Source organism: Streptomyces sp. NPDC021080 (genome assembly GCF_044333225.1).
Classification (GTDB): domain Bacteria; phylum Actinomycetota; class Actinomycetes; order Streptomycetales; family Streptomycetaceae; genus Streptomyces.
In genome coordinates, this window is sequence record NZ_JBIRQM010000014.1 from 50257 (window position 1) to 77118 (window position 26862).

Below are 26862 nucleotides of genomic sequence, written 5' to 3' on the forward strand. Positions count from 1 at the left end.
ACGGGGATGTGATGAGGGCCGGCCACGGCACCCGGCGCCGGACGTCCCGGCCCTACACACCCACCAGGCGCCGGGCGTCCCGGCCCCACGGGCAGGGCGGCAAGAGCCGCACCGGCAAGGCGGCAAAGAAGGAGAGTCCCCATGAAACCGTCTCTTGTGCTTCCCCCGCGTCGCAGGACTGATTCCCCGAGGAAGTCACGATGAACGGCCGTGTCACGGTGGACGGCCTCACCAAGCGCTACGGCGCGGTGACCGCGGTCGACCGGCTGACCTTCGACGTCGAGCCCGGCATGGTGACGGGGTTCCTCGGACCCAACGGCGCGGGCAAGACCACCACACTGCGCATGCTCCTCGGCCTGGTGGCACCCACTGCGGGCCGGGCGCTGATCGACGGCCGCCGCTACACCGAGCTGAGCGAGCCGCGACGGTCCGTGGGCGCCGTACTGGAGACCACCGGGTTCCACCCCGGCCGGCGCGGCCGCGACCATCTGCGGATCCTCGCCCGTGCGGGGAAGATCCCGTCCTCGCGCGTCGAGGAGGTGCTGGAGAGGGTCGGACTGGGCGACGCCGCGGACCGGCGCGTGAGCGGCTACTCGCTCGGCATGCGCCAGCGCCTCGGGCTGGCCTCCGCGCTGCTCGGCGACCCTCGCGTGCTCGTCCTCGACGAACCCGCCAACGGTCTGGACCCGGCCGGCGTGGCCGAGCTGCGCGACCTGCTGCGCGGCCTGGCCGCCGAGGGACGCACCGTCCTGATGTCCAGTCATGTCCTCAGCGAGGTCGCGCAGACCGTGGACCGCGTGGTCGTCGTCGCCGCCGGCACCCTGCGCTACGCCGGGACGCTGACCGATCTGACCGGCGCGAAGGCGCGGACGCTGGAAGCCGCGTTCCTCGAGCTCACCTCGACCCCCGACACCGACCCCGTGACCGGCACGACGACGCCGGCCCACGGCCGAGCGCGCGAGGAGCGGGCCCTGTGAACACCCTCATGAGCACCGAACTGCTGAAACTGCGCACCGTCCGCGGCCCATGGCTGCTGCTGGCCGCATCCCCCCTGCTGGTCGCCGCGGGCACCAGCGGCCTGGTGGTCTCCGGCAACAGGCCGCTCGACGCCGTCGCGCAGAGCCAGGCGCTCGCGCACGTGGGCCTGGCCTCCTTGTTCTCCCTCGTGTTCGGGATCCTCGCGGTCGCCGGGGAGTACCGGCACCGGACGATCACGGACACCTACCTGAGCACGCCCGCGCGCGGACCCGTCATCGGCGCGAAGCTCTTGGTCCACGCGATCCTCGGTGCGTCGGCCGCGGTGGTCAGCGCCCTCGTCGGTCTCGGTGTCGCGGCCGCCTGGTGGTCGGCCAAGGGAGTGTCCTTCGCCTGGGCGGACTCGGCGATGTGGACCACGATCGGCGGCGGTGTCGCCTGGAACGCGGCGTTCGCCGCCATCGGCGTGGGCGTCGGCGCGCTCGTCCGCAGCCTGGTCGGCGCGATCGCCGCCGCGCTGGCCTGGGTCGCCCTGGTCGAGGGCATCGTCGGTCAGTTGCTCGGTGATCTCGCCCGCTGGCTTCCGTTCGACGCCGGACAGGCCCTCGGCGCCGCCGCCGAGCCGATGATGACGGACGATCTGCTGCCGCGCTGGGGCGGCGGAACCGTCCTGGTGGCCTACACGCTCGTCTTCGCGGTCCTGGCGGTCGGTACGAGCATGCGACGCGACGTGACGTGACCGCGCCGATGTCCACGGGCCGTCGGTACGGCCGCGGCACGAGGCGGTACGGCGGCCGTGCTGTACGCCCGCCCCGGTCCGGGGCCTGTTCGGCGGCCGGGAACCGGACCGCGGCGTCGGCGCTCGCGCGCTCGGTCGCCCGGAACAGCCCGGTCGCCCGGGACAAGTGACGCAGCCTCGCCCGGATCACCGGGCGAGGCTGTGTTCCATGCGGGTCCGCCTGCGAACCTCCACGGAGGGCTGCCGCCGACGAGGTCACCGCTCCCCCGGTACCCGGGTGGTCGAGCGGCGGCCCCGGCGATGCGCTGTCAGTGCCGCGAGGCCTGCTCCTGGAGGAGGGCGGTGATCTGGTTCACGTCGTTGAAGATGCTGATGAAACTGTTGAGGTCGGCGGTGGCGGCGCCGTTGACGCCGACGAAGAAGGTCAGCAGGCGGCCGTCGTCGGTCTTCAGGTAGCCGGCCTCGTTCTGGGCGGTGGCCGCGAGCTGCTGGTTCAGATCGTCGATCCCGATGATGGTGCCGGGCTTGGCGAAGACCTTGCCCTTGGCCGGACAGTCCGTGGTGCAGGAGATGCCGTTCGAGCCGTCGACGCCGAGGATGGGGAGCAGCTTGCGGAAGGCCGTGCCGTCGGGGGTGTGCAGCCAGTAGGTGAGGAGTTCGACGAGGCCCTTCGGCGTGACCCGCTCGGGCGGTGTGCCGCCGCGGCCGTCGGAGAGCTGGAACTGCCTCGGGTCGACGTGCGCGACGTCGGTGAGGAATTCGTGCTCGATCGGGAAGGCGTCGAAGCAGTTCTTGCTGCCGCGTGCGACGGCCATGTTGCACAGGGCCAGGTTGGCGCCGAGGTTGTGGCTGACCTTGAGGATCAGCTTGGCGTACTGGCTGTAGGGCGGGGAGACGTACGCGGCGACGCGGTCGTCGCCCCGGTAGGAGGCGGGCAGCTGGTTCTGCGGGTTGGCCCCGGTGGGCGGCGCGGTGACGGTGACGCCGACGCGGCCGAGGGCCTCGATCAGCGCGGTGCGGCCGAAGGCGTTCGGGTCCTGGATGCCGGAGACCCGCAGCAGTGGCTGCGAACCGGCGGCGATCGTGCCGGAGAGGTGGATCTGGGTGCCGTCGGGAGAGGCGGTCACGTTGACGTTGGTGGTCCCGCCACTGGCGACCGTCCGGACGCTGGAGGTGACGTGGTACGGCGAGACCTGCGGGCGCCAGAACAGTTTCGCCGCCTGCCCGGGTCTGGTCGGGGTGGTCAGCAGGTCGATCAGGTTGTCGTTGAGGATCAGTGGGGTGGGCTGCGGGCTCAGATCCGGGAGGTTGAACAGCCGGGGGTCGATGATGACGTTGCCGTCGACCCTGGTGATGCCGGCGTCACGGATCTGCCGGGCGATCTGGTTGATGCCGGCGAGCGGGTTCTCGGGAGTGAGGGTCGCGCCGGGGAGTTCGGCCTCGGTGTGGTCGATGTTCGTGTAGTCCACCGAGCCGTCGGGCTTGGTGCGCCCGCCCATGGTCAGGTCGCCCTGGGCGACCAGCGCCAGGTTCCCGTGCAGCGTCGACCCGGTGCGGGTGCCGGTCGCCATCACGGGGGTGGTGAAGCGGTGGTCGGGGCCGAGGGTGTGCCAGGCGCTCGAGATGGTGATCAGTTTGACCGTCGAGCCGGGGACGAAGAACTGGTTCGCGAACTGGGAGTGGATCACCCGGCCGCTTTCCGGGTCCGTCTCCAGCACCCCCCACTGCGCGTGCTCGTACTCGGGTTTGTGCATGATCGCCTCGATGGCGGGCCCCAGGTCGTCGCCGTGCGCCGCCGCCGGCGGCCCGGAGGCCGCCGCTCCCGCCATCACCGCGAGTGTCACACCGGCGGCGGCCCAGGTCCGCAGCCGCCCAGTGTTCATCGGTCTCATGCATTCCGCCTTTTCTGGAGTCGGAGAAGCCGAATCGAGGAAGCCCGCATCGCACGGGGCCGACCCGCCCGGGTCCTGCTCGCCGGGGCTCTCCTGGCGGCATCGTAGGAACAGGGACCGCGCACATTTCCGCTGCTCGGCGCCGTGCCGACAGCGCGTGGGAGAACTTCATCCGGTCGGTCGATCGCCGAGGCCGAGGACGCCTGGAGTCCGTACGGGCGAGGATCCGCATCCGTCCGGGGAAGAAGGCCGCTCAGGCGGGCGCGGACACACGTCGTGGCCGGAGCTCCATGAGCTCCGGCCACGACGTCGGAACGTGATGGTCAGAACGTGATGGTTGCGTGGAGGAGGCGGTGGTCCGAGAGTCCGGGGTCCACGACCTCGCAGCCGTAGCTCGGGCCGGTCGGACCGAAGATGTAGTCGATCTTGTTGTTCCCGTCGGTCGGTGCGCCGGTGTGCGGGGCGTCCGGGCCGGCCTGGCCGCATTCCTGACGGGAGGTGTAGAGGGCCGACAGCACGGAGACGTCGGCGGTGGTCGTGTTCAGGTCACCGCCGTAGAAGGGGACATAGCCGACGGGGAATCCGTCCACGATGGCCCGGAACTGCTCAGCCTGCTGACGGCGGAACGTGCCGTCGGGGTCGTCTCCCTGCTGCACGTTGTTGACGAAGTAGGAGCCGCTGCTGAAGTGCGCGTTGCAGTAGACCGTGCCGTCGTCCGGAAGAGCCGCACACAGTGCGGGCCGCTGTTCCTTGAGGTCGGGCGAGGAAAGCGTGTAGCCCCGGTACCAGGTGTTCGTGTCCTTGACCGCGAGAGCGATTCCGAACGCACCCCGGTCGGTACCGTCGCTGTCCATGCAGTTCTTCTGGGCCTTGAGGGACGGGTCCACCGGCTGCCCCTCCTTGTAGTCGATCACCTTGTAATAGGTAGGGGCGAACCGCACGTCCCAGCCCCCGCCCAGACGGCTCTCCAGCTGGAGCTCGAGCGGCTTCACCGCCTTCTCGCAGATCTCCTGGAAGAAGACGGCCTCGGGGCGGTGGTTGAGGGAGCCGGCCACATCGGTGGCGACTTCACCGGCGACCGTATCGCCGCTCTTGAACTGGAGCTTGCACTCGGCGCTCTTGTTGTTGTTCGCGCACAGATTCCACGAAGCGACGTCGTGCCTGCCGGAAGCCGTCACCGACGGGGCCGGCGGGGCGGTCGTGGCACCCGTCCCTCCTATCGGCTCGAAGGTGAAACGCTCCCAGCTGCCGACGGAGGTCGCATAGGGGCGCAGCAGACCCGCGTCGTCCCCGGTGGCGTTGAAGCGCGCCGATATGTAGAGATTCGTGTTCGCGGCGGACTTCAGGGCGTACTCGCCGCTTCCCTGCGGGACGACGTAGAACCGCTCCCAGGAACCGGTGTTGGTTCCGCGAGCGCGCAGCATGCCTTCCTGGACACCGGTGCTGTTGACTTCCGATGTGACGTACAGCCCGTTCTCCTCGTTGCGCAAGGAGATCGTCGTGCCGTACCCGACCGAGTCGATGTTGTCGGTGTGCAGCGTGAACGTCTCGAGGCTGGTCACGGACGTCGAGACGGCCCGGAGTTTGCCGGAGTTGCCCACCTCGGTGGTCACGTACTTCCCGTTGACCTTGAGAGCCCAGCGCTGGCCGGTGGACGACGGTGGGGCCGAGGCGGCGAGCGCGGGCGCGGCAGGCACTATCACCAAGCCTGCGACGGCAGCGAGGACCGCCGTAAAGAGGAAAAAGATTCTTCGCATGTTCCCTTTTTCAACGAAAACTGAAGGATTCAACGGTCATAAGGTCAAAAACGGCGGACAGACCGGCGACCCACTCCCCCTCATCCATGTCATGACCCGCCGCGTATTCCTGGACGAGGAGGTCTCCCTTGCTCCGGACCGGGCCCTCGGAGTGGCCCACTCGTCCCGCACGGTCTGCGGCTTCCCGCACGAGGACGACAACTGCACGCCGTCGACGACGAGGCCTACGAGGAGCGCAGGTCCGTCGAGCGATGCATGAGCCACCTGAAGCAGTGGTGCGGAATCGCCATCCGCTACGAAACGCCCGCAACCATCCGTCGGGCCGGGCTCCGCATCGTCAGCATCTCCCTCTGGGCTACCCGTTGAACCGAACTAGGGCGCTCCGTAGCAGGTGCCGCGGCCAGGGCCGGAGTGCTCAGGACGACGGCGCCGATCCCGGCGGCGGTCCTGCGCAGCGGGCGGCCGCGGCCGGCATCAGTTCGGAGCATGGATCATCCCTTGCGGTGACGCGACGGATACGTACAGGCGAACAACGGGGAACCGGGAGTTCCACCGCATCAGACGCTCCATGGCACCGCACGGTTGTACGACAGCAACGTCAAAAGGAGATTTTCCGACCGCCGCCGATTCACAACGGACGGGCTGCCTTGGCCAGTTCAACGGCAGCCGGAGAGATCCGACCGCCGCCACCCCGCCGAAGAACCAGCCGTCGGCGAACAGATCCTGGGCGGCGGCCGGTTCGAGGTCGAACATCCAAAATCAAGAGCCTCGAGAACGCCAGTAACGGTGTCGTACGCGGCCTCGGCGGGCCTGCGGCCGCACTCCGGCGGTGATGCGCGCTCCCGGGTCCGGCGTCCTTCCGAAAGCCGCCCAGCCGCCCGCCCACGGCATCGATAAAATGGCTCTGACCTGGTGCTTTCCTGGGATTCGCCTAGTCTGGGACGTGTTGTCGGCCACCACCGGAGGGGACATTGTGACCGAGGAAGCCACCAGGTACGACGCCAGCCACATCCAGGTGCTGGAGGGGTGGGAAGCCGTTCGGAAGCGGCCCGGGATGTACATCGGCTCGACAGGTGAACGCGGCCTGAACCAGCTGGTGTTCGAGGCGGCTGATCGGGCGGTGAACGAGACCCTGGCCCGTGGTTCCGGGTCCATTGACATCACCCTCATGCCCGACGGAGGCGTATGTGTCGCCGACGACGGGCCGGGCGTTCCCCCGGACGAGCCGGAAGGCGCCAACGGCCCCGGGCTCGAAGCCCTGCTGACCCGTATGCAGGCCGGGGCGGGACCCGGTGGCCGCCACGACGTGATGCTCGGCTTCTGCGGCGTGGGGCCCGCCGGCGTCAACGCCCTGTCGCGCCGGATGACGGCCGAGGTGCGGCGCGATGGAGTCCGCTGGGTCCAGGAGTACGCGCGCGGCGTGGCCGTCACACCGCCCACCGAGGCAGGGGCGGCGAACGGAAGCGGGACCACCCTTGCCTTCTGGCCCGACGCCGACATCTTCGGAACCGCGGAGTGCTCGTTCGACGGGCTGGCGGAGCGCTTCAGGGAACTGGCCTTCCTGAACCAGGGTCTGGAGGTCTCGCTGACCGACCGGCGCGGTCCGGGTGAGCCCCTTTCGGCGCGGTTCCGGTTCCCGGGCGGGGTGCGGGACTTCGCCGTCTTCCTCGACAGCCACATGCCGGAGCCCGCACCCGCGGACATCATCGCCTTCGAGCACGAGGACCCGCGGATGGCGGGAGTGATGGAGGTGGCGTTCCGTTGGTGCGGCTCCCATGAGGAGCGGGTCCGGAGCTTCGCCAACAGTCGGCCCACCGAGGGAGGCACGCACGAGCTGGGCTTCCGCGACGGGGTGGTGGCCGCGGTCACCGCGTACGCGCGGCAGCAGCAGTCGTCGGCGGCAACGGACCCTGGCCTCGGCGCCGATCGGATCGGCGCGGGCCTCACGGCGGTCGTGTCGGTGAAACTGGACCGCCCCGAGTTCGTGGGTCCCACGCGCGGCGTGCTCGGCAACTCCGAAGTGCGCGACTGCGTCGGGCAGGCCGTCCAGGACCACCTCGGCAGGTGGCTGAAGGAACAACAGGGGCGGGCCGCAGCGGTCATCGACCGGATCGTCCAGGGCGCCTCTCGAAACTGACCGGCGATCAACCGCCCCTGTCGGCTCCGGAAGACGGAACCGGCAGGGGCTGTCGGCAGCCCGCGAACATTCGACGAGGCCGAGCAGTCCACAGAGGACGAGTGGACCGACGGAACATGTCGCCGACTTCGCCGACAATGCCGTCCCGGCCGCTCTCGCCGATCAGTTCCGTGCTGTCGGTGAACAACTCCATGTCCTGATCCAGGCAGTCGGGTGACGACCGGCGCCCCACCCGACCAGGCAACGGTGTCAGCTCTCCTCGACCAGTTCGTCGAGGCCCTCCACCAGGCTGTTCACCAGTTCCTGATGCTGCCGCCGTTCGACACTTCGTGACGAGCTGCAGAGGACGATGCTCTTTGCCTCTCCCAGGGACCGAGGGCCGGCGCCCAGCAACTCTCGTGTGACCAGAATCGAATCCATCACGGACACCTGACGGCTGCTGAGCAGCTCCTGAACGGCGTCCATCCCCGTCTCCCCAGCGAGTACTGGACGGCACTCTGCGACAAGGCACGAGAGCCGCTCGACACGCTCCGCATCCAGCCCCTGAAACCCCATCAACCTCACGCCCTCTCTCGATGTGCGGGCCGAACCATCTTCCCTGAGCAGCCCGCAAGCTTCGAGTGGAGCCCAAAAAACGGCACCTCGAACGGTGCACGACGTCCCGTCCGCGACCCGGCACGAGGTGCTGGACCAACACGGCGCCGAGTTGCTGTGTTCCAGGCCCCGACCAAGCGCAAGGTCTCTTCTCCGGGGGGCAGAGGAGCGTGTTCCGGCGTGCGTGAGCGAGCGTCGACGGCCTCCACTCGTACGAGGTCCGGGGAAGGAACGGAAGTTCCTGCAGAGATACGCCCTGGCGGGCATGTCCGGCCCCGTATCGCTCGTCCGGCCCTGCAGCGGGCATGAGGTGTCCTCCAGCCGCGGCGGGGTGCCTACGTGGAGGGACGTCCACCACCGTCGAGGGGCTGCTTGCGCATCCTGGAGCGGTACCGGACGGCCCAGACCGGATCGAACAGGCCCCGTGTGGAGGGATCGCCGCTGCGCATCAGGGGCGGCACTCCCAGCTCCCTGCGCCGATCGAAGTCCTCGATCATCCTGAAGCGCGTTTCCTCCAGGAGGAAACCCCAGCTCATCAGGAACGCGAACCCTACGGGCCCCCATACGTGAGTGAGCAGCAGGCCCGCCGCGACGACGATCGCTGCGAGCGGTGCGAGGGCCCACTGACGAAGACGTCGGGCGGGCAGCGGTGGGCGCAGGAGGTGGGGCAGGGCAGCGGCTCCGAGCGCTGCCGTGATCGTCCACAGACTCACCGAGGACCTCCCCGTCCGATTCCGGTAGCCACCCCTGATGCGTACCGGAAGGGATGCTGCCGACGGGCGCCCCATCCTAGAGACGCGCTGCCGAGAGACTGCCGGTGGGGCGCGGGAGGGGCGCGGGGTGCACGCGCCGGAGTAAGAACGCGGAATGCGTGGCCGCGGTGCGAGGTTGTGACTTTCATGGCGACTCTCGGACTCATCGGCAGTGGAAACATCGGCGGCACGCTGGCCCGGCTGGCGGTGGACGCCGGCCTGGACGTGGTGCTCAGCAATTCGCGCGGCCCGGAGACGCTCGGCGACCTGGTCGCGGATCTCGGCCCGCGTGCCCGTGCGGCGACCCCTGCGGAGGCCGGAGCGGCGGGCGACTGGGTGGTGGTGACCGTGCCGCTCAAGGCGTTCGACCGGATCCCGGCGGCCCCGCTGTCCGGGAAGACGGTCATCGACACCGGCAACTACTACCCGGAGCGGGACGGCGAGATCACCGCGCTGAAGGACGGCTCCGCCACGGAGAGCCAACTGCTCCAGAGCCATCTGCCGGACGCGCATGTGGTGAAGGGGTTCAACAACATCTTCTTCCGCCACCTGGGCGCGCTGGCCCGTCCGAAGGGGGCGCCGGACCGCACCACGCTGCCCCTCGCGGGCGACGACCCGGCGGCGGTGGAGCACGCCGCCGAACTGCTCGATCTGCTCGGCTTCGACGCGCTGGCGTACGGCACCCTGGCCGACAGCTGGCGCTCCCAGCCCGGTACCCCCGTGTACGGGCTGCCGTACTCGGGAGACTCCACCGACCTCGTGAACGCCGAGGCCACCCCGGCCGGAGCCGACCTCGTCCGCGCCCGCGTCGAGGCCGCCACCCGCTGACAACAGCCTCCGCCGCTGTCAGTACCGCCAGGCGAAGGCGACGCTCTCCCGGAGGTCACCCGGGCAGACGACGTCGGCGACCCGGCGCGCGAAGCGCCGGTAGGCCGCCTCCTGCTCGTCGGTCAGCACCCGGGGCGCCCGTTCGTCGGCGTCCGCCCGCACAGGCGGTACGAGCAGCGGGCGCAGCAGTGCCAGGTCCTCCGGCGCCGGCTCGGGACGGAGGGTGTCCAGCAGGATCCGCAGGTGGCCGCACAGGCTCGAAGCGGTGGACGGGCCGAGCGGGTACGGGTGGCGTTCGGCGATCCGGTCCAGCAGCGCGGCGCCGTGCAGTCGCCCGGCGAGGACCTGCGTCAAGCGGTCGAGCAGGGCCGCGAGCGTGTCCAGGTCGCGCACGGCGAGCTCCACCAGGTGCACGGGTATGTGTTCGCGTCCGTCGGGTCCTCGCAGGCCGCTGCCCCGGGCGGCCCGGTCGCGTTCGGCCACGGACTGCCGGTACACGCGGTCGACCACCGATTCCGTGGTGTCCGCACGCTCCGCGGGCTCGGAGAAGTCACCGACGGGCTCGGGGACGTGCGTACGCAACGCTTCGGGGAGGGCCGTGCACAAAACCTCCCACGCCGCCAGGGCCGCCACCGGGTCGATGCCGTCCGGCAGCTGCGCCGGATCACGTTCGGCAGCGGCCGCGAGCGGGGCGAGGAGCATGGAACGCGCCCTGTGGAAGTCCCAGAGCCACGCGGGGTCGCCGGGTACGAGCCGTTCGCAGCGGACGGCCACCGCGCCGGGGGTGTCTTCACCGAGTGTCACAGGATCCTCCGAAGTCAGCCGGTTCCAGGGAAGGGCGGACGGGCCACACGTACGGGCGCATACAGGCGTACGTGCCTGCGTGCGCACGGGCCCGCTCGACGCCGGCATCATATCGTCACATTGACGATATAGGGGAGGTTCCCCGGTTCCCTGCCCTCTTCCCGGCCATGGCCGGGAAGGAGCGCCGGGCACGCTTCAACGCAGGGTTCCGATCGATCCCGCAGCGCGGCCGTCGGGGCCGTGCGAGTGATCTCGACCCCCGGGAGTACGCCGTCCCGCCGTGTGACTTGGCTGCGGGGATCCGGGGCTGTCCACTGTTCGTGATCTTGGATGCCCGCGCGGATGCGAGGAGTGGTGGCATGTCCGGTTCTTCCCGCCGGTGGTGGTCCCGCACGGCGATGGCCTTCATGGTGACGACGGCCTGTACGACCGCCCTGCCCGTCTCGACGGCCGGGGCGATGGGCGCGTCCTGCGTCCGTCCGGAGCGAGCGGCGACGACCGTCTCGGCGAACGCGCTCAGCCCTGCCGCCGCCGCAGCCGTGGAGGAAGGCCTGTCCGAGCACACGGCCGGCTCCGCTCCCGCCGCGAAGCGAGTCCCGGTGAGCATTCCCGTGCACTGGCACGTGATCGGCAAGGACACCACCGTGCAGGGCGGCTCCGTCCCGGACTCCGCCGTCCAGGAGCAGCTCGGCGTTCTCAACCAGGCGTTCTCCGACACGGGCCTGTCGTTCGTGCTCGTCGGCATCGACCGCAGCGTGAACCCCGGATGGTTCGACGCGCCGGTCCAGTCACCGGCCCGCTCGGACATGGCCCGCACGCTCCGGCTGGGCGGTCCGGCGGACTTGAACGTCTACTCCCTGGGGGCGACCAGCCCCGACGGCAAGGGACCGTACGGCGACGCGACCTTCCCGTGGAACTACGCCCAGGATCCGACCGTGGACGGCATCTACGTGCGCCCCGGAACACTCCCCGGCGGCGACCAGAGCGACCGGAACCTGGGGAAGACCGCGGTGCGCATGGCCGGGCACTGGACGGGTCTGTTCCACACGTTCCAGGGCGGGTGCACCGACCCCGACGGTGACTACGTGAGTGACACCCCGGCCGAGGCGTACGCGTCGACCGGCTGCCCCGAGGACCGTGACACCTGCCCGAACGAGGGCAAGGACCCGATCCACAACTACATGGACATCAGCGCCGACTCCTGCACGACCGAATTCACCCCGGGCCAGATCACACGCCTTCGGCAGATGCTCCACGCCTACCGGGGCCTCGAAGCCTGACCCAGGCCTGCCCCGGAGAGAGGAGGTCAGGGACGGCCCGGGTCCAGGGCGTCGCGGACGGCGGCCAGGATGGCCTCGGTGTCGGCCCCCAGTGCGCGCGCGGAAGAGGTGAAGTCACGGGCGAGGGTGGCAAGTTGGGAGGCATGGGGGCGGGTCGGGCCGGCCGGGGGCGCCGCGACCCGGGAGCCCGCTCCGCGGCGGGTGCGGATCAGCTCGGCGGCCTCCAGCTCGCGATAGGCGCGGGCCACGGTGCCCGGCGCGAGGCCGAGGTCGGTGGCCAGCTGCCGCACCGTCGGCAGCCGGTCGCCCTCGACGAGCCGTCCGGTGATGATCAGCGCGCCGAGCTGGGCGCGGATCTGCGCGTACGGCGGTACCTGGCTGGTGGTGTCGACGCGGACGGCGGGTTCACGCATGGTCGGGGGACCCCTCCGCCGCATGGTCGTCGACGGCCCGGGGGGCCACCAAGGTGACCAGGGACCAGACGACGGTGAACAGGTTCAGCAGGGCCAGAGGGTAGAACACCCAGAAGGTGAGCGCGCCCATCGCACCGGCGCAGCCCGTGTCCGTCAGCGAGACGGAGACCATCAGTACGGCGTAGAGCTGCTGGCTCGACACCAGCAGGCCCCAGGCCCCGGTCACCGCCCATGCGCGGTCGCGCCGCTGCTGCTCCCCGCCCGGTCCGTGGGCGATGCGGCGCAGGGCCCACACGCAGGTGGGAGTGGCTATGGCGAGCGCGCCGAACATCGGGAGGCTGTAGTACAGGCCGGGCCAGGGGCCCAGGGGTGCCCGCATCCCGTTGCAGGTGACGACGACGACCTTCCCCGTACTGAGGATGCGGTCGGGGTCGACGGAGGCCGTGGCGGCCGCGATCGTCAGCAGGACGGTGAGCGAGAGGCCCTGAAGGGCGATCAGGGGGCCCATGCGCGGTGGCACATGATCTCTGACCAGGCGTGGGGCGAGGCTTGCGGTGCGTACGACGTCCTGGGGGACCAGGGTCAGCGCGTCGGCGAGGAGGACGCCCGCCACCGCACACAGGCCGAAGGCCGTGATGCAGAACACGACGCGCTGCTCGAACTCGGCGTGCCCCAGGGTGGACAGCGTCTGCGCGACGATGATGCCGATGGCCAGACCTGACCAACGGGCGTAGTGGTCGGCGTGCTCGAGGAAGCGGCGCTGGAACGGGGCGGCGTCGAGCATGGAGAGATCCCCTCAGATCATCTTGTACCAAGCAGCAAGTACAAGATGCCGCGGATGGGATCTTGTGTCAAATGCTCGATACAAGGTGACGCAGAGAGAGATGGATTCTGGCGCAAGGGGGTTCCCCACGCCCGGCGGGTATGTGCTGCCGCCGATCGACGGCTCAAGGGAACACCGCTTCGCCGCCTCGGACTTCACTCGGCCACCCGGGCGGACACCCACTCCCGGCAATGCCCCGACGTTCCCGCTCCAGGGCACCCCCTTCGGCCTCGACGTCACCGCCGACCCGCTCGCCGACGACACGGACGAACGACAGGCCCTAACTCCGCCGAGCGGGAGCGCTTCCGGCGTCGATGTGTGCGTCCAGTGCGGCGAACGCCGCTTCGGGGCGCTCGATGTGCGGCAGATGACCGGCTTCCGCGATCAGCTCGAACCGCCCTCGCGCGAAAGCCTCCGCGTAGGCCCGTCCGTACGCGGGCGTGACGATGCGGTCGCTCTCGCCCCACAGCACGAGGGCCGGGATCCGCACCCGGCCGAGCCGGTTCAGGAGCTTCGGGTCGTGCATGTACGGGTCGCCGGCCAGGAGGCGCAGAGTGGCCATGTTCGCCCGCTGGACCGCGATCCGCTCCTCGGTCAGGGTGGCCGGGTCCACGGCGAAACGGGCCGGGTCGTGGAACGAGTACGCGGCGATCTCGTCCGGCCGGAGTCCGAAGATCTCGCGGACGGGCTCCCCCGGAACGGCCACGCCCGCCGCGTTGACCAGCACCAGCGAGCCGATCACCGCACCGTCGTCGCGGAAGGCCATCTCGGCCGCGGTCCAGCCGCCGATCGAGGAGCCGACGACGAGGACGTCACGGTGACCCTCGTCCCTGAGCCAGTGCAGATAGGCGATCGCCAGGTCGTCGACGCCGGTGAACCAGTCGGGGCGCTCGGTCCCGTTCCAGCCCGGGTGCGTGGGGACGACGGCGCGCATGCCGTGCCGATCGGCCAGATGCGCGGCGATGCCCTGGACGGTGGCGGGTCCGCCACCGCCGTGCAGGACGAGTGCGAGACGGCCGTCGGCGGGTCCGGTCTCGGTGAGAGCGAGGGGAAGGTCGGGGCGAGGGTGGACGGTACGGGTACGCGTCTCGATGTCGGTCATGCGCCCCACGGTATCTACGCATACGTATATACGCAAGCTTAGATTCTGGATTAGGATGCCGCCATGACCGCGAACCATGAGGAACCCCGGGCCCGAGCCGCAGCCGACGGGGCCGGGACCGGGACACCTGCCGGCACTGGCACCGGTGCGGCCTCCGGCCCCGTGCACGGCCTCACCGCTTCGGCCACCGCGGCCCCGGGCTCGCCCCCTGCTCCCACCGCTCCCCCCTCTTCACCCGCTTCCACCGATCTCGAAGAGCTGGGGCGCGCCGTGAAGGAAGCGCAGTACCGGCACCACCGCGCACTCGACACCCGTCTCGCGGCGGTCGGCACGACTCTGGCGCAGTGGGACGCGCTGCGGGCGATCGCCCGTACGCCCGGAGCGTCCGCGCACGAGTTGGCGGTCGCGACCTTCCAGGGCGACCAGTCCTTCGGCACCCTGGCCTCGCGGCTCGCGGCCCAGCACCTCATCGAGCGCCGGCCCGGTCGAGGCCGGCGCATCGAGCACCATCTGACGGAGACCGGCGAGCACGTCCTGACGGCGGGGCGCGCCGTCACCCGCGATGTCCTCGCCGCGTCCTTCGACCCGCTGGACGAGAGCGAACGGGCCACGCTGCTCGGCCTGTTGCGCCGCATCGGCGCTCCCGGTGAGGGGCTCTAGAGATCTTCAATGGCTGAGGTCACGGCGGTCGGAGGTCGCCCCCGGTCTTGGCGATGACGCCCTGGACGAGCCGGGGGCGGTACCACATCCGTTCCAGCCGTGCCTTCACCAGCGCGGTGAGTGGTCGAGGCTGCGGGCGGTGAGGTTGGCCGGCGACCTCTTCAGGTGTGACCACACGCCCTCGATCAGGTCGGCGGCCGCGAGCCGGACCTGCTCACGCCGCGCCCACCCCTCGGCCGTCAGCCCATTGCCATCGGGATACCTCGTGCTCCCGGCACAGCGCGGCCCACGGCAGCCGTCACGGGTCATGCCCCCGTCGCGCGGTGCAGGCCGTGAGCGTCTCTGCGGAAGATCCGGTACAGCACACACCGGCGAAGCGGCCCCTCGGGCACGCTCGGATCCTTGAAGTCGTCGGCCGGATCCCGGGTCATGCCGATCCGGCGCATCACCGCCCGGGAACGAAGGTTGTGGACGGTCGTCGACGCCACCACTTCCGGCAGCCCGAGGGCCTCGAAGCCGAAAGTCAGGCAGGCCAGGGCGGCCTCTGTGGCGTAACCGTGACCCCATGCCGAACGCCTCAACCGCCACCCGATGTCCACCCCCGCGAACGGCATGTCCTCGCCCACCTCGTCCAAGCCGGCGCGGCCGACGAACTCGCCGGTCTCCCGCGTCTCGAGCGCCCACCACCCAAAACCTCGCTCGTCGAACTCGGCCTGCATGAGTGCCACCGCGGCATCGCTCTGCTCCCGCGTCAGCAGTTCCCCCAGGTGTTCTCGGACTTCGGGGTCGGCGTTCATGGCCGCCCACGGTTCGAGGTCGGACTCCCGCCACCGGCGGAGCAGAAGACGATCGGTTCGCAGCTCTGGCATGCCACCCAGCCAACCTGGTCAAGACCAGGGCGTCGATCGGTTATGTCGAGCCCCACGATGCTGGTTCACGCCAGACCCGCTGCGCAGATCCTCACTGCCCACGCCACCCGGCGGCACGCCCCGACGCGACTCGCACCGTCAAAGATCTCTGGCGTCCCGCGCCGGAGATCCGTAGACAGAAGCGGACGAGTGAGTCGAGGATCCCTTCGGCCGTCTTGGTCCAGGTGAACGGGGTCGGGTTCTCGTTCCGTTCCCTGACCCGGGCGCGGATGTCGACTCCCGACGAGCTCGCGCCCATTCACCGCCCGGCGGGCACGGCCTCCGCGTCGCCGCGCAGGGCCCGCCCCTCCGAGTCGGCCAGCCAGAAGAAGACCGGCGGCAGGCTGAGCTCGATCACCGCCAACGCGATCTGGAACCACTGCGGCCGGCCGTGCACGGCGAGCGAGAGCAGCCGGCCCACGCAGCCCAGCAGGAAAACGCCGGCCAGCCACCGCACCGCCCGAGCCGGGATCGGGCGCTGCCGCGCGCCCCGGAGCCAGGCCAGCCCGTAGCCGACGAAGCCGGCGCCCATGAACCGGCCCCAGCTGTCGACCGTCGCGCCGCCTGCTCTACCGCCACTTCCCCGACAAGCACGCCCTCTTCGCGGCCGTCTACCAGCAGGCGGCCGACCAACTGCTCGCCGAGACGCGGCTCGACCCCGCCGACTCCCTGGTGGAACAGCTCGTCCAGGGAATGGACGTCCATCTCGACTACTTCGTGGCGAACCGCAACGCCGTCCTCGCCGCGAACCGGGTCCTCGCGGGCGATCCGGTGATCCAGACGATCATGACGAACGAGCTGGACGCGCTCCGCGCGCGGCTGATGGGCGTACTCCCGCTCGCGGACGAGAGTGCCCGCGAGGCCGTGTCCGGCGTCCTGAAAAGCTGGCTGCTCTTCGTCCAGGTCCTCTGCGTCGACTGGCTCACCCACGAGACGTGCACCCGCACCCGGTTGCGCGGCGTCTGCATCGGCGCGGTCCTCGGCGCCCTCCGGCCGCTGCTCGCCGAGGACCCCGCCCCCGACCGGCCGCAGCAAGGGTCCGACCCGGACAACTCCCAGGGCCTGTCGCGGAAGTGACGGTAGTCGCTGCATGAGTGCCGACGCAGCCGACTGCTACCTTCCGGAGCCATGACCGACAGCGTGTACGTGGGCAATGCCGGCAGGGACGCGGCACTGGACCGGGGGTGGCTGCTAGGACATTTCAAGGACACCTCCGATCCCCGGCACAGCGAGGACGTGGAGATCAAATGGGGCGTCCACCCGAAGGGCGACGAGCGGGCTCAGTGGGTGACCGGCGAAGAGCGCACCGCCCTGCTGGTCCTCGTCAGCGGACGCTTCCGGGTGGAACTGCCCGGGCGCAGTGTTCTCCTGGCCGAACAGGGGGACTACGTCGTGTGGGGCCAAGGCGTCGATCACTCCTGGTCCGCGGAGGAAGAGTCCGTGGTCCTGACGGTTCGCTGGCCCTCCGTCCCCGGCTACAAGGCGGCTGACGAGGACGATCCCAGCTGGTCATAGCCGTTCGTTCAGGACCGCGACCGGCACGGGCGGGACGTGCCGGAGCGGTACGGGCCCTGGACCCGGGTGTACGACCCGTTCCGCCGCCGGCAGCGGAACGGCACCTGCCCGTGCCGGCGTCAGGCCGGGGTCAGGGCTCCTTCGGCTCCGGCGGCGGGACATGGCTCCGGGGTGTCAGGTCGGTGGGTCTGCCGAGACGTACCGGGACTCCGGGTGAATACAGGACGCTGACGGGTGGCCCGTCGGGAGCCGGGAGCCCGGCCGCCTCGAGGAGGTTCTCCTCGCAGGTGATCAGCTCCGCGCGGTGGAGCGGCCAGCGCGGGTGGTCGTTGGCGAGGTAGCCGGTGCCGCCGGAGAAGGCGTTGTGCATGCCCCAGCGGGCCGTGAGGAAGTGCTCCAACCCTGTTGGTTCCGGGACGGGTCGGCCGACCCTGACGGCAATGCGGCTCCGCACCCGGGAGGTTCCGGGCCCGCGCCGGGAACTCCTGTACGTGACGGTGTCGCCGTCCGCTCGTACGTCCATGCGTGACCACACGTACGGGAGCCGGAAGCCGAGGCGCCTCAGGAGCACCGGCACGAGCCGCGACGCGTCCATGGACCGGAAGACGACCCCGCGGCGGCCGTGCGCGTCGACCGAGTAGAGGCGCACGTTGGTCTCCGGGAAGGAGCCGAAATACGGCACCCCGGGGAACCGGAGCCAGCCCACCTTGTCCATCCGGAAGGCGACGAGGCCGACGTAGGTGACCCCGTCGTACGTGTCCGCGGTGAGCCCGTGCGGCAGCAGCGGGGCGACGGCCGCGGGATCGACGGCCCAGTGGACGAAGGTGAGGTCGAGCCACCGCTGGGTGAGGAGCGGACTGCGCACCGCGGCCGGCGCCTCGGGCGTGATGGGCGTGGGGTGCACCCCACAAGGGTGCCAGACCGCGTACGGGAAGCGGCGGCCGGGCGTGCGGCGGCCAGTAACGACTGAGGGGCGGCTTGGGGGGCGACCGGGGTGGTGGCGGTGGCTGTCACCCGCCTCGTCCGTACCGCCCGGTGCACCACGGCAGCCGGCTTCAGCCGTGCAGCGGGACCGTGCGGCGGCGGGCCGGAGAGGGCGGCCACCGCAGGTGTACGCCCGTCGTACGGGCGATGAGGCGCAGATGGGCGCCCGTGTTGCCGACGTACCAGAGCGAGCGCTCCGCCCTGGTCCAGACGTACGCCGGCACGCCTGCGTCCAGGAGGGTCGTCAGGCGGGGTTCCTCGAGCGTCGCGGCCCCGACCGCGTACAGCGCCGGCAACCTGGGCGCGATCACCCCGTAGTCCAGCATCCGGGCCAGGGCGTGTTCGTCGAGGATGGTGTCCTCGGTGGGCAGCGTGACGGGGTACACCGACGGGAAGGACCGGCCGAGGTCGAGGAACCACTTCACGGTCCCGTAGCGGGGGTCCACCAGCCGGGGCCCGAGCGGGGCCAGCCGCCCCAGCATGAGGCGCGGCCGCACGAGCATGGCGTGGGTGAAGAGCACGCGGAGCAGGGCGACGTTCATCATGAACCGCTCCACCTGCGATTCCTTCGCGCCCAGGTCCTCGTGGCGCAGGTAGCCGGCGACGATGCTGGCGTTGTGGGCGCGGTACCAGGCGGCCGGCGACGGCTTGCGGATGCAGTCCACCCAGTACTCGACGCTTCTGGCGCTCGCCGCCCCGGGGGCACCGGCGCACAGCAGACCCGCCTCCACCTTGTCCCTGAGAAGGCCCTCGTTCACGGAACGCCACCATGGGCTGCCCGGGCGCGCACCGGACTCCGCGGCGAGCACTCCGCGTGCGGCGGACCACCGCAGAAAGCTCAGCTCGGCGCGACCGTACCGGCGCAGGGGCTCGGAGGAGTGCGTGTAGAACTCCTGTGCCAGCGCGAGGCGTGCGGCCACGTCGTCCCGGACCAGCGCGATCCGTCGCTCGGCTCGGGAGGCTGCATCGGGCATGAGGATCCCATCGGGCTGCTGTCATAGGAGGAGCCGAGGAACCCGGAGCCCGGAGCCTTCCCGGACGGGTCACCGGCGGGTGCCCCTGCCCGGGCCGCTCGTGGCGACGGCAGCGCTCACGTCCGTTCGGGGAGACGTGCACGGCATACGGCTTCCTCCGCGGGGAGTGAGGCAGCAGCCGCTCCCCTCTCCTCAGGATCCGTGGTGGCGCCGCGTTCTGCCAGTCATCCCGGACCGGTCGCCCGTCCCCAGGGCTCCCGGTCCCGGCGCCCCGCGGCTGCTGCGCAGGTGCGCAGGTGTGCAGGACCGCTCCGGGATTCGGCACGTCGGCGCCGTGCGTGCCTCGACGGCGGGATGTCCCCCGGCCTGTGAAGCCGTCCAGGCCGCCTCGCCGATGGCCGTATCCGATCGGTGCGCGACCGAGAGGTCCGCTCCTTCCAGAGGCATATTCACCGGCGTGCGCTGTTCCCGGCCTTGCGCGCACCCTGTCATGCCCCTTATAACCATCGGTGCAGCATCGGTGGGGATGGCCGGAAATGGCAGTAGCCGCCGGCCAGGGGGATCCTCAGCTCCGCCGGTATCAGACAGCAGCGCACGCAGACCGACGGAGACCCGAGAACATGACCGACGACGCCTTTCGCGATGCCATGACCCGTCTTGCTGTCGACCCGGCTTTCAGGGCCGAACTCGACGGTGACACCGAGGAGGTGGCCCGAAGACTCGGCCTGACACCCGCGCAGGTGGGCGAGCTCCGCGCCCTGCGGGTCGAGTCCGGCACCGTCGGGGGGCCGGCCGCGCTCGACCCGCGGCTGTCCAAGTCGTCCCTGTTCTTCGGGAGCGCGGCGCACGCGCTGGCACACCATGACGTTCCGGATCTCCCCGCCGACCACGTGTCCGGTGATCATGCTTCCCTCGATCACGCGCCCGGCCCGGCGCTTCCCTCCGACGGCCACGAGGGCTCCGCCGGCGGCTTCGACGTCTCTGCCACCGGCGCTCAGAGCCTGCTCGGTGGGGGACTCTCCCAGGAGTCGCCGGCCGACGTGAGCGGCGGATTCGGTGAGTTCGGTGACTTCGGGGGGTTCGGGAACGCGGCCGGGACGGACCTCGGCGGGCTCGGGGACCATGTCGGTGGGGGCGCCGAAGGCGGCCCCGACGGCGGCCTGGGTGACTTCGGCGGGTTCGGTGACGGCGGGTTCGGTGGCGGCGGTGCCGACGGCGGGTTCGGTGACGGCGGGCTCGGTTCCGGTGGGCTCGGTGACGGTGGCTCGGGTGACGGTGGCGACCTCGGCGGGTTCGGCGGCCTCGGGGGTCACGGCGGTGGCTTCGGTGACGGCGGGCTCGGTGGCGGGTTCGGTGACGGTGGTACCGGTGGCGGTTTCGGTGACGGTGGTACCGGAGCCGGTGGCGGGTTCGGGGGGCACGGCGGTGGCTTCGGTGGCGAGGGCGGCGGCGACGCCGGTCACTTCGGGCACGGCGGCATCTACGACCGCGGCGAGGACGGTGGCGGCGGCGGGGACAGCGGTGGCGGCGAGGGCGGCGGAGACAGCGGTGACGGTGGCGGTGGCGGTGGCGGCGACCAGGAGAACACCGGACGTCGACCCGGCGGCGGCGAGGGCGGCGGCGAAGGCGGAGGCGGCGGTGGCGGGACCGGTGACGGTGGCTCCGGTCACGACGGCGGCTCCGGCGGTGGTGAGGGCGGCGGCCACGGCGGGTCCGGCGGTGGCGACGGCGGAGGTTCCGGCGGTGGCGACGGCGGGGGTGGCGAAGAAGGCGGCAGTCACGGTCATGACGGCGGCTCCGGCGGAACCGGTGGCGGCGAAGGCGGCGGCGGTGGTGACCAGGAGAACACCGGGCGCCGACCCGGCGGCGGTGGCGGTGGACCCGGTGGTGGCGACGACGGCAGCGGCGGCGGCAGCCAGGAGAACACGGGCCGACGTCCCGGCGGCGGTGGCGGAGAACCCGGCGAAGGCGGCGGTGGCGGCCGTGCGGGCGTCCTCGGCGGTGCCGAGCGCGTGCGCGGCGGTGTGAGCAGCCCCGGCGGGGGAATCTCCACCCACCTCTCCCCCTCCGCGCCCGGAACCGAGACCGGTGGCGGCTTCTCCGGTGGAACGTCCATCAGCGGCTCCGGCGCGGGCTGAGCCGACGCATGCTCTGCCACGCCTGCCGCGTCCACGTGCGGCGCGACTTCCCGTACTGCCTGCACTGCGGCACCCTGCGCCGCGGCGCGGCACCGACGTCGTACGCCGCGCCGCACCTGCGTGGCCTCGACGACCCCGCGCTGCTCGTCCCGCTCACCGGCCCGGTCACCACGCTGGGCCGGGGCGCGGACAGCGACGTCGTGCTGTCCGACGCCAGCGTGTCGCGCCGTCACGCCCGGATCGTCCGTACGGAGTCGGGCTTCCGGGTCGAGGACCTGGACTCGTTCAACGGCACGGCCGTCGCGGGCGTCGACCTGCACGGCGGAGCCGCCCACCTCGCCGACGGCACCGAGCTGTCCGTCGGCGACGTACGCCTGGTGTTCGAACAGCCCCGCGACGCCCACATCGGCCAGCGCACCCAGGTCGTCGGCACCCAGCTCACCCAACTCCCCACCGCGGCGGAGGAGTCGGTGCCGGAGGCGAACGGACCGCTGACCGCACGTCCCCGCCGCCGCTCCGGCTGGGCGCTCAAGCAGGTGCCCACCGACCGCGGCGGACCCCGCTGGGTGCTGAACAACACCCGGACCGGCGTGTATCTGGAGCTGGACGAGCGCGAGGTCTTCCTCTGGCACGCCGTCGACGGCGAGAACACGGTACGGGACCTGCTGTTCGCCTACGCCGACCGTTTCGGGGAGCTCGCCCTCCCGCGCATCGAGGCGGCGCTCGCCGCGTTCGCGGGCGCGGGACTGCTGCGCGGACTGCCCGGCCGCGCCGAGGAGGCGGAACGGAAGGGCTGGCGCCGCGCCGGACAGGCCGTGTACCGGGCCCTGTTGAAACTGGAGATCTCGGTCCCCGGCCTCGACCGGGCCGTGACCCGCCTCTACCAGGCCGTCGGCTGGCGGTTGTTCTCCCGGACCGGCGTGGCGCTGGTCTGGCTGTCGGTGATCGGCGGGCTGGTCGCGTTCTTCGTCGCCCAGGGGCGGCAGCACCTGCTGGACTTCGGCGGGGCGGGCGTCCTGGGCCCGGTGCTCCTCGCCGCCGGATACGTGTCCGCCCTGGTCGTCCACGAGTTGACGCACGCGCTGGCCGTGAAGTCGTACGGCCGCAAGGTGCGGCGCGGTGGGTTCCTGCTCATGATGGGCATGCCGTTCGCGTTCGTGGACACCAGCGACATGTGGTTCGGCACCCGCTGGTCGCGGGTCGTCGTGGCGCTGTCCGGGCCGCTGTCGACGGCGGTGCTGGCCGGCTGGTGCGCGGCGGGCGCGGCCTTCCTGCCCGCCGGACCGGTCTCGGCCGTCCTCTTCCAACTGGCCTTCGGGCTCTATCTGAACACGCTCTACAACTTCAACCCCCTGATGCCGCTGGACGGTTACCAGGCCCTGACCGACGCACTGCGGGTGCCGCGGCTGCGCGAGGAGGCGAGCGCGTACTTCCGCAAGGGGCTCTGGCAGGACCTGCGCGCGGGCAGCAGGCCCGGCCCGCGGCAGGCGGGCATGGCCGCGTACGGCCTGGCGGTCGTCGTCGGGACGTACGGCTTCCTGGTCCTCGCCCTGCTGGCCTGGCGCTCCCGGATCGGCGACCTGCTGGACGGGTGGCTGCCCCCGCCGTGGACCACGCTGACCGAGGCGGTCGTGGTCGCCCTGGTGGCCTTCCCCGTGTGGTCCGCGCCGGTGCGGTGGCTGGCCCGGCGGGTACGTCTCCGGCGTGACGCGCGGGGTGCCGCACCCGCTCCGGCGATGGGCGCGACCGTGGAGGGAACAGCGTGAACGAGGACACCGGCGGACCCGGCCCGTGGACCGTACCCGGTTACGAAGAGGTGCGTACGCTCGGCGAGGGCTCCGGCGGACGGGTCGTACTGGCCCGGCACACCGCGACCGGCGTGCCCGTGGCGATCAAGTACCTCGGCGAACACCTGCGCGGAGACAGGGAGTTCCTCGCCCGCTTCCGCGCCGAGGCCCGGCTGCTGGGCGACCTGCGGCACCCGTGCGTGGTGCGGCTGTACGAGTACGTCGAGGCGCGCGGCGGCGCCGCGATCGTGATGGAGGCGGTGGACGGCGTCAGTCTGCGCCAACTGCTGCGCCGGCACGGGGCGACCGGCCCCGAGGCCGCCCTGGTCCTGCTCAAGGGCTCGCTGCTGGGCCTCGGCGCGGCCCACGCGGCCGGGGTGGTCCACCGCGACTACAAGCCGGAGAACGTACTGGTCCGCGCCGACGGCACGAGCGCGCTCGCCGACTTCGGCATCGCCGTACGCAGCGGACGCGAGACCGAGGCCGCCGGCACGCCCGCCTACATGGCGCCCGAGCAGTGGCGGGGCGAACCGGCGGGTCCGGCGGGCGACGTGTACGCCGCGGCGGCCGTGTTCCACGAGTGCCTGACCGGGCGCCGCCCGTTCACCGGCGACGACGTGAGCGCGCTGCGGCTGCAGCACCTGCGGGCTCCCGTCCCCCTGGACGACGTACCCGGCCCGTTGCGCGGGCTGCTGCGCCGGGGACTGGCCAAGGAGCCGGCGGAGCGGCCGGGTATCGAGGCGTTCCTCGCCGACCTGGAACGGTCCGCCGTCGAGGGGTACGGCGCCGGGTGGGAGGAGCGTGGACGCCGACGACTCGCCGAACTCACCGCATTGCTCGCCTTGTTGTTCCCCTTCACCGCGACGGCGACCCTCGAGGCACCGGCCCGGGCCCTGACCTTGCTCGACCGGGTCAGGCGCGGCGGCTGGAAGGCCGCCGCCGGGGCGGCCGCGCTCGTGGTCGTCGCGGGCGGGGCGACGGCCGTGGCGGCCCGTCCGCACGACACGTCGACGACGGTGGCCAGTTCGGTGCCCTCAAAAGCCGACTCCCCGACGCCGTCGGCCTCTTCGCCGTCCGCGTCCGTGTCCGCGTCCGGCGCCTCCCCGACGGCCGACACCACCCCGACCGGAACCCCCTCGGACAGCCCGTCCGCCTCCCCCACCCCCACGGTGGGCACCGCCGCGCCGGTCGGCTCCCCCACGCCGACGACCGCGAGCCCGGCCCCGCCCGCACCCGGCACGGTCACGATCACCATCGGCTCCTGGCAGCGGGGGCAGGCCCCCGGCACGCTGGTCGCCGACGTCATCGTCGACACGACCGGCACCGGTCCCGTGACCGTCACGGCCGACTACTACGTGGACACGCCCGCAGACCCCTACGGCCACCAGACCCGGGAGCTGTCCGGCGGCACGCACTACCCCGTGACCTTCGTGGCGGACTTCTCCAACCACCCGTGCCGGGGCACCTGGACGGTCACGCTCACCAGCACTCCGGCCGCCGCGAACGGACCGCAGACCGGCACCCTGGACGCGCCGCCGTGCTGAGCGCCGTACCGGGCGAGAACGAGAACGGATCGCCATGACGACAACCACCACGGTCGCCGGGCGGCCTCTGTCGGGCTGGACGCGGGACGCACGGCACGGCACCTGGCACGCGCTGCTCCCGGTCCGGTCCGGCGAGCCGGTGCTCGGCGCGCTGCGCGTCGACCGTGCCCTGCTCGCGCCGGAGGGCACACGCGAGCGGCTCGCGGCGGCCGTGCTCGCCGTCGCGAGGCTCCGGTTGCCCGGGGTGCTCGGCACGGTCGACCTCGTCACGGAGGCCGGGGAGGTGTGGCTGATCACCGCCCGGCCGCCGGCTCCCACCCTCACGGACCTGCCGACCCGCGGGGGTTCGGGCCCCGACGCGGGCAGCGCGGCCAGCGTCCTGAACGAGACCGCGCAGAGCCTGCTCGCCCTGCACGCGGCCGGCCTCTCCCACGGGACGCTGGGCGCGGACACCGTCGTCCTCGCCCCGGACGGCGTCGCCCTGCTCGCCGAGGCCGCGCTGGGCACGGTGCTGGGCGACGTACCGGGCTCCGTGACGGACTCCGCGCGCCGCGAGGCCGACGTCACGGCCTGGGCCGGCCTGGCCCGCACTCTCGGCGAGGCCTGGGCGGTCCCCGGCACCCCCGCGGCCGCTCTGTTCGCGCGCTGTTCCACCACCGCCGATTCGCAGGGGCTCGCGGCGGCCCGGGCGGCACTGGTCGCCGGGCGCACAGTGCTCCCGGCGGGTTTCCTGCGGCGCACGGAGCTTCGCGCGGCGGTGGCCGCGACCGCTTCGGGGATCACTTGGGCGCCGGCGGCGGACGGGACGAGGGTGGACGCCCGGGGCGTGCACCCGCGGGACGACAGAGGCGAAGGTTCCGGCCCGGCAACCCCCCAACCCGGAGCCGCCGACTCAGGAGCCGCCGGTCTCAGCGTCGCCGGTCTCGAGAGCGAAGAGGTCGAGGACGCTCGTGCCCAGGCCGCGGCTGCCGATGGCGGCAGTACTGGGGGCTCTGGTGCGGCGGACTCGGGTGCCGACGGCGCGAGTATCGGGGACTCAGGCGCCGAGGGCGCGGGTCCCGACAGCGCAGGTACCAGGGACTCAGGCATGGCGGACTCGGGTGCCGGCGGTGCGAGTGCCGACAACGGCGCAGGTGCTGAGGATGTGGAGGTCGAAGGCGAGGATTCCAAGGGTTCCCTAGGCACACGTCTCGGGAGCTCGGCCCTGGAAGGGGGCGGGTCCGGGCACACCCTGCCGGACGAACAGCTCACCATGCCCAGCCGCACCCGCTCCCGCCGGCATCAACCCCACTCGGCCGCCGCCTCGGACGACCAGGCCACCATCCTCGGCAAGCGCAACCGCACCCCCGCCGCGTCCTCGGCCGCGACTCCTGTCGGCCCCCTGCCCAAAACACCTGCCGGACCTCTGGCGGCGGCGCCCGCCCAGGCGACGGCGCCGTCGTCGGTGGGTGAGGACGACGGCGGGATCCTGCTGCGCTTCGGCCCGGGCGTCCCGCTGGAGGCCCAGGACGTCCTGCGTGCCCAGTGGCGCACCGCGTCCGCGACACCGGACAGCCGCCGCCCGTACCGTCGCAGGCGGCGGGCCTGGATCGCCACAACGGCCTTCCTTGCCGCCGCGGCCGTCCTGCTCTGGCTGTTGCTGCGCCCGTCCCCCGCTCCGACGGTCACCGCCGTCGAAGTCCGGGCGCCCGCCGGGCGGTTGCACTGCGGACAGACCGCCGATCTGGTCGGCGTCGTGACCACGGACGGCAGCGGCGGCGCGGTGACGTACCACTGGCTGCGCAGCGACGGCCACGACTCCGGCGAGCTGGTGCGTATGGCCCCCAAGGGCGAGCGCAGGGTCACCGTGCACCTGCGCTGGACCGTGCGCGGCCCCGGCAGCTTCCGGGGAACGGCACGCCTGCGGATCACACACCAGGGCAAGCCGTCCGAGGCGGAAGCGACCTTCAGCTACGCCTGTTCGTGACGGACCCGGCCACCGGCGCGGCAGTCGGAACGGGCGTCGGACGCCGGTCTATTGGCCGGCGACGCCCATCCCTGCGTAGACGCGCAGGTCGGGTTTCCGGGTCGGTACCTTCCACCGACGCAGCGTGTCCGTCGCGGTACAGAGCCACGCCGTCTCGTCCTGGTCGGCGACGAAGCACTCGGGGTCGTAGCCGTTCGGCAGATGGTTGTTGTCCAGTCCGATCGCGACCGCGACCGCGACCGCGACCGCGACCGCGACCAGCAGGCGAACCACACGCCCTTGCACAGGAC

Annotated in this window: 24 protein-coding genes and 2 pseudogenes; 11 read left to right on the plus strand and 15 right to left on the minus strand. The window is 71.8% G+C overall.

What is annotated here, in order from left to right; translation table 11 throughout:
* Positions 1–200 precede the first annotated feature (200 nt).
* Entirely contained in the window at positions 201–977 is a 777-nt protein-coding gene (locus tag ACH4S8_RS30955; protein ID WP_398399849.1) for an ABC transporter ATP-binding protein, read from the plus strand.
* Complete coding sequence (locus tag ACH4S8_RS30960) at positions 974–1714, plus strand: ABC transporter permease subunit (RefSeq protein ID WP_398399851.1); 741 nt, start codon at positions 974–976, stop codon at positions 1712–1714. Before ACH4S8_RS30955 ends, ACH4S8_RS30960 begins: the two co-directional genes overlap by 4 nt.
* Before the next feature lie 308 nt (positions 1715–2022).
* Here the strand turns inward: ACH4S8_RS30960 and dacB are convergent, their stop codons facing one another.
* The 3 genes from dacB to ACH4S8_RS30975 all read right to left on the minus strand — a co-directional run bounded on the left by dacB (position 2023) and on the right by ACH4S8_RS30975 (position 6116).
* Entirely contained in the window at positions 2023–3606 is a 1584-nt protein-coding gene (gene dacB, locus ACH4S8_RS30965) for a D-alanyl-D-alanine carboxypeptidase/D-alanyl-D-alanine-endopeptidase (protein ID WP_398399853.1), read from the minus strand.
* A gap of 323 nt (positions 3607–3929) precedes the next feature.
* Positions 3930–5309, minus strand: a complete 1380-nt coding sequence (locus ACH4S8_RS30970; RefSeq protein ID WP_398400249.1) for an endonuclease/exonuclease/phosphatase family protein — start codon at positions 5307–5309, stop codon at positions 3930–3932.
* A 528-nt stretch (positions 5310–5837) separates the two neighbouring features.
* Complete coding sequence (locus ACH4S8_RS30975; RefSeq protein WP_398399855.1) at positions 5838–6116, minus strand: hypothetical protein; 279 nt, start codon at positions 6114–6116, stop codon at positions 5838–5840.
* A gap of 220 nt (positions 6117–6336) precedes the next feature.
* Here ACH4S8_RS30975 and ACH4S8_RS30980 point away from each other — a divergent pair, with 220 nt between their 5' ends.
* Positions 6337–7500, plus strand: coding sequence for an ATP-binding protein (locus ACH4S8_RS30980; RefSeq protein WP_398399857.1), 1164 nt, complete (start codon positions 6337–6339; stop codon positions 7498–7500).
* A 249-nt stretch (positions 7501–7749) separates the two neighbouring features.
* On the opposite strand, the gene ACH4S8_RS30985 is transcribed toward ACH4S8_RS30980, so the two are convergent.
* Together ACH4S8_RS30985 and ACH4S8_RS30990 are read right to left on the minus strand one after the other, a co-directional pair.
* On the minus strand, positions 7750–7965 hold the full coding sequence (locus tag ACH4S8_RS30985; RefSeq protein WP_398399859.1) for a hypothetical protein: 216 nt from the start codon (positions 7963–7965) through the stop codon (positions 7750–7752).
* Positions 7966–8429: 464 nt separating this feature from the next.
* Complete coding sequence (locus tag ACH4S8_RS30990) at positions 8430–8807, minus strand: hypothetical protein (protein WP_398399861.1); 378 nt, start codon at positions 8805–8807, stop codon at positions 8430–8432.
* A gap of 186 nt (positions 8808–8993) precedes the next feature.
* On the opposite strand from ACH4S8_RS30990, the gene ACH4S8_RS30995 reads away from it, so the two are divergent.
* On the plus strand, positions 8994–9674 hold the full coding sequence (locus ACH4S8_RS30995; RefSeq protein ID WP_398399863.1) for an NADPH-dependent F420 reductase: 681 nt from the start codon (positions 8994–8996) through the stop codon (positions 9672–9674).
* 18 nt (positions 9675–9692) lie between these two features.
* Here ACH4S8_RS30995 and ACH4S8_RS31000 read toward each other — a convergent pair whose 3' ends face one another.
* A complete protein-coding gene (locus ACH4S8_RS31000) occupies positions 9693–10478 on the minus strand; it encodes a hypothetical protein (protein WP_398399865.1) in 786 nt (261 codons plus the stop codon).
* Between the two features lie 359 nt (positions 10479–10837).
* Between ACH4S8_RS31000 and ACH4S8_RS31005 the strand changes: the two genes are divergently transcribed.
* Positions 10838–11758, plus strand: coding sequence for a zinc metalloprotease (locus tag ACH4S8_RS31005; protein WP_398399867.1), 921 nt, complete (start codon positions 10838–10840; stop codon positions 11756–11758).
* A 26-nt stretch (positions 11759–11784) separates the two neighbouring features.
* Here the strand turns inward: ACH4S8_RS31005 and ACH4S8_RS31010 are convergent, their stop codons facing one another.
* The 3 genes from ACH4S8_RS31010 to ACH4S8_RS31020 form a co-directional block, all read right to left on the minus strand.
* Positions 11785–12171 carry a GntR family transcriptional regulator gene (locus ACH4S8_RS31010; RefSeq protein ID WP_398399869.1) on the minus strand — a complete coding sequence of 129 codons (387 nt, stop codon included), beginning with the start codon at positions 12169–12171 and terminating at the stop codon, positions 11785–11787.
* Positions 12164–12955 carry a hypothetical protein gene (locus tag ACH4S8_RS31015; RefSeq protein ID WP_398399871.1) on the minus strand — a complete coding sequence of 264 codons (792 nt, stop codon included), beginning with the start codon at positions 12953–12955 and terminating at the stop codon, positions 12164–12166. The genes ACH4S8_RS31010 and ACH4S8_RS31015 overlap by 8 nt, the downstream gene beginning before the upstream one ends.
* Before the next feature lie 319 nt (positions 12956–13274).
* Entirely contained in the window at positions 13275–14096 is an 822-nt protein-coding gene (locus ACH4S8_RS31020; protein WP_398399873.1) for an alpha/beta fold hydrolase, read from the minus strand.
* Positions 14097–14354: 258 nt separating this feature from the next.
* On the opposite strand from ACH4S8_RS31020, the gene ACH4S8_RS31025 reads away from it, so the two are divergent.
* The gene (locus ACH4S8_RS31025) at positions 14355–14756 is read left to right on the plus strand and encodes a MarR family winged helix-turn-helix transcriptional regulator (RefSeq protein ID WP_398400251.1); all 402 of its coding nucleotides are present in this window, start codon (positions 14355–14357) and stop codon (positions 14754–14756) included.
* A gap of 305 nt (positions 14757–15061) precedes the next feature.
* On the opposite strand, the gene ACH4S8_RS31030 is transcribed toward ACH4S8_RS31025, so the two are convergent.
* Together ACH4S8_RS31030 and ACH4S8_RS31035 are read right to left on the minus strand one after the other, a co-directional pair.
* The gene (locus tag ACH4S8_RS31030) at positions 15062–15625 is read right to left on the minus strand and encodes a GNAT family N-acetyltransferase (RefSeq protein ID WP_398399875.1); all 564 of its coding nucleotides are present in this window, start codon (positions 15623–15625) and stop codon (positions 15062–15064) included.
* 298 nt (positions 15626–15923) lie between these two features.
* A pseudogene (locus tag ACH4S8_RS31035) lies at positions 15924–16241 on the minus strand (DUF4345 domain-containing protein); the annotation flags it as partial.
* Between ACH4S8_RS31035 and ACH4S8_RS31040 the strand changes: the two are divergent.
* A pseudogene (locus ACH4S8_RS31040) lies at positions 16220–16741 on the plus strand (TetR/AcrR family transcriptional regulator); the annotation flags it as partial. The pseudogenes ACH4S8_RS31035 and ACH4S8_RS31040 overlap by 22 nt on opposite strands.
* A gap of 51 nt (positions 16742–16792) precedes the next feature.
* Complete coding sequence (locus ACH4S8_RS31045; protein WP_398399877.1) at positions 16793–17179, plus strand: signal peptidase I; 387 nt, start codon at positions 16793–16795, stop codon at positions 17177–17179.
* A 130-nt stretch (positions 17180–17309) separates the two neighbouring features.
* Here the strand turns inward: ACH4S8_RS31045 and ACH4S8_RS31050 are convergent, their stop codons facing one another.
* The 3 genes from ACH4S8_RS31050 to ACH4S8_RS31060 form a co-directional block, all read right to left on the minus strand.
* The gene (locus ACH4S8_RS31050; RefSeq protein WP_398399879.1) at positions 17310–18083 is read right to left on the minus strand and encodes a YqjF family protein; all 774 of its coding nucleotides are present in this window, start codon (positions 18081–18083) and stop codon (positions 17310–17312) included.
* A 151-nt stretch (positions 18084–18234) separates the two neighbouring features.
* Complete coding sequence (locus ACH4S8_RS31055) at positions 18235–19137, minus strand: hypothetical protein (protein WP_398399881.1); 903 nt, start codon at positions 19135–19137, stop codon at positions 18235–18237.
* A gap of 497 nt (positions 19138–19634) precedes the next feature.
* The gene (locus ACH4S8_RS31060) at positions 19635–21194 is read right to left on the minus strand and encodes a hypothetical protein (RefSeq protein ID WP_398399883.1); all 1560 of its coding nucleotides are present in this window, start codon (positions 21192–21194) and stop codon (positions 19635–19637) included.
* A gap of 89 nt (positions 21195–21283) precedes the next feature.
* Here ACH4S8_RS31060 and ACH4S8_RS31065 point away from each other — a divergent pair, with 89 nt between their 5' ends.
* Genes ACH4S8_RS31065 through ACH4S8_RS31075 form a run of 3 tightly spaced genes read left to right on the plus strand, consistent with a single transcriptional unit; the run spans position 21284 to position 26572 of the window.
* On the plus strand, positions 21284–23041 hold the full coding sequence (locus ACH4S8_RS31065) for an FHA domain-containing protein (protein ID WP_398399885.1): 1758 nt from the start codon (positions 21284–21286) through the stop codon (positions 23039–23041).
* A complete protein-coding gene (locus ACH4S8_RS31070) occupies positions 23038–24606 on the plus strand; it encodes a protein kinase (RefSeq protein WP_398399887.1) in 1569 nt (522 codons plus the stop codon). The genes ACH4S8_RS31065 and ACH4S8_RS31070 overlap by 4 nt, the downstream gene beginning before the upstream one ends.
* 34 nt (positions 24607–24640) lie before the next feature.
* Complete coding sequence (locus ACH4S8_RS31075; RefSeq protein ID WP_398399889.1) at positions 24641–26572, plus strand: hypothetical protein; 1932 nt, start codon at positions 24641–24643, stop codon at positions 26570–26572.
* Between the two features lie 48 nt (positions 26573–26620).
* Here ACH4S8_RS31075 and ACH4S8_RS31080 read toward each other — a convergent pair whose 3' ends face one another.
* On the minus strand, positions 26621–26845 hold the full coding sequence (locus tag ACH4S8_RS31080; protein ID WP_398399891.1) for a hypothetical protein: 225 nt from the start codon (positions 26843–26845) through the stop codon (positions 26621–26623).
* Positions 26846–26862 lie beyond the last annotated feature (17 nt).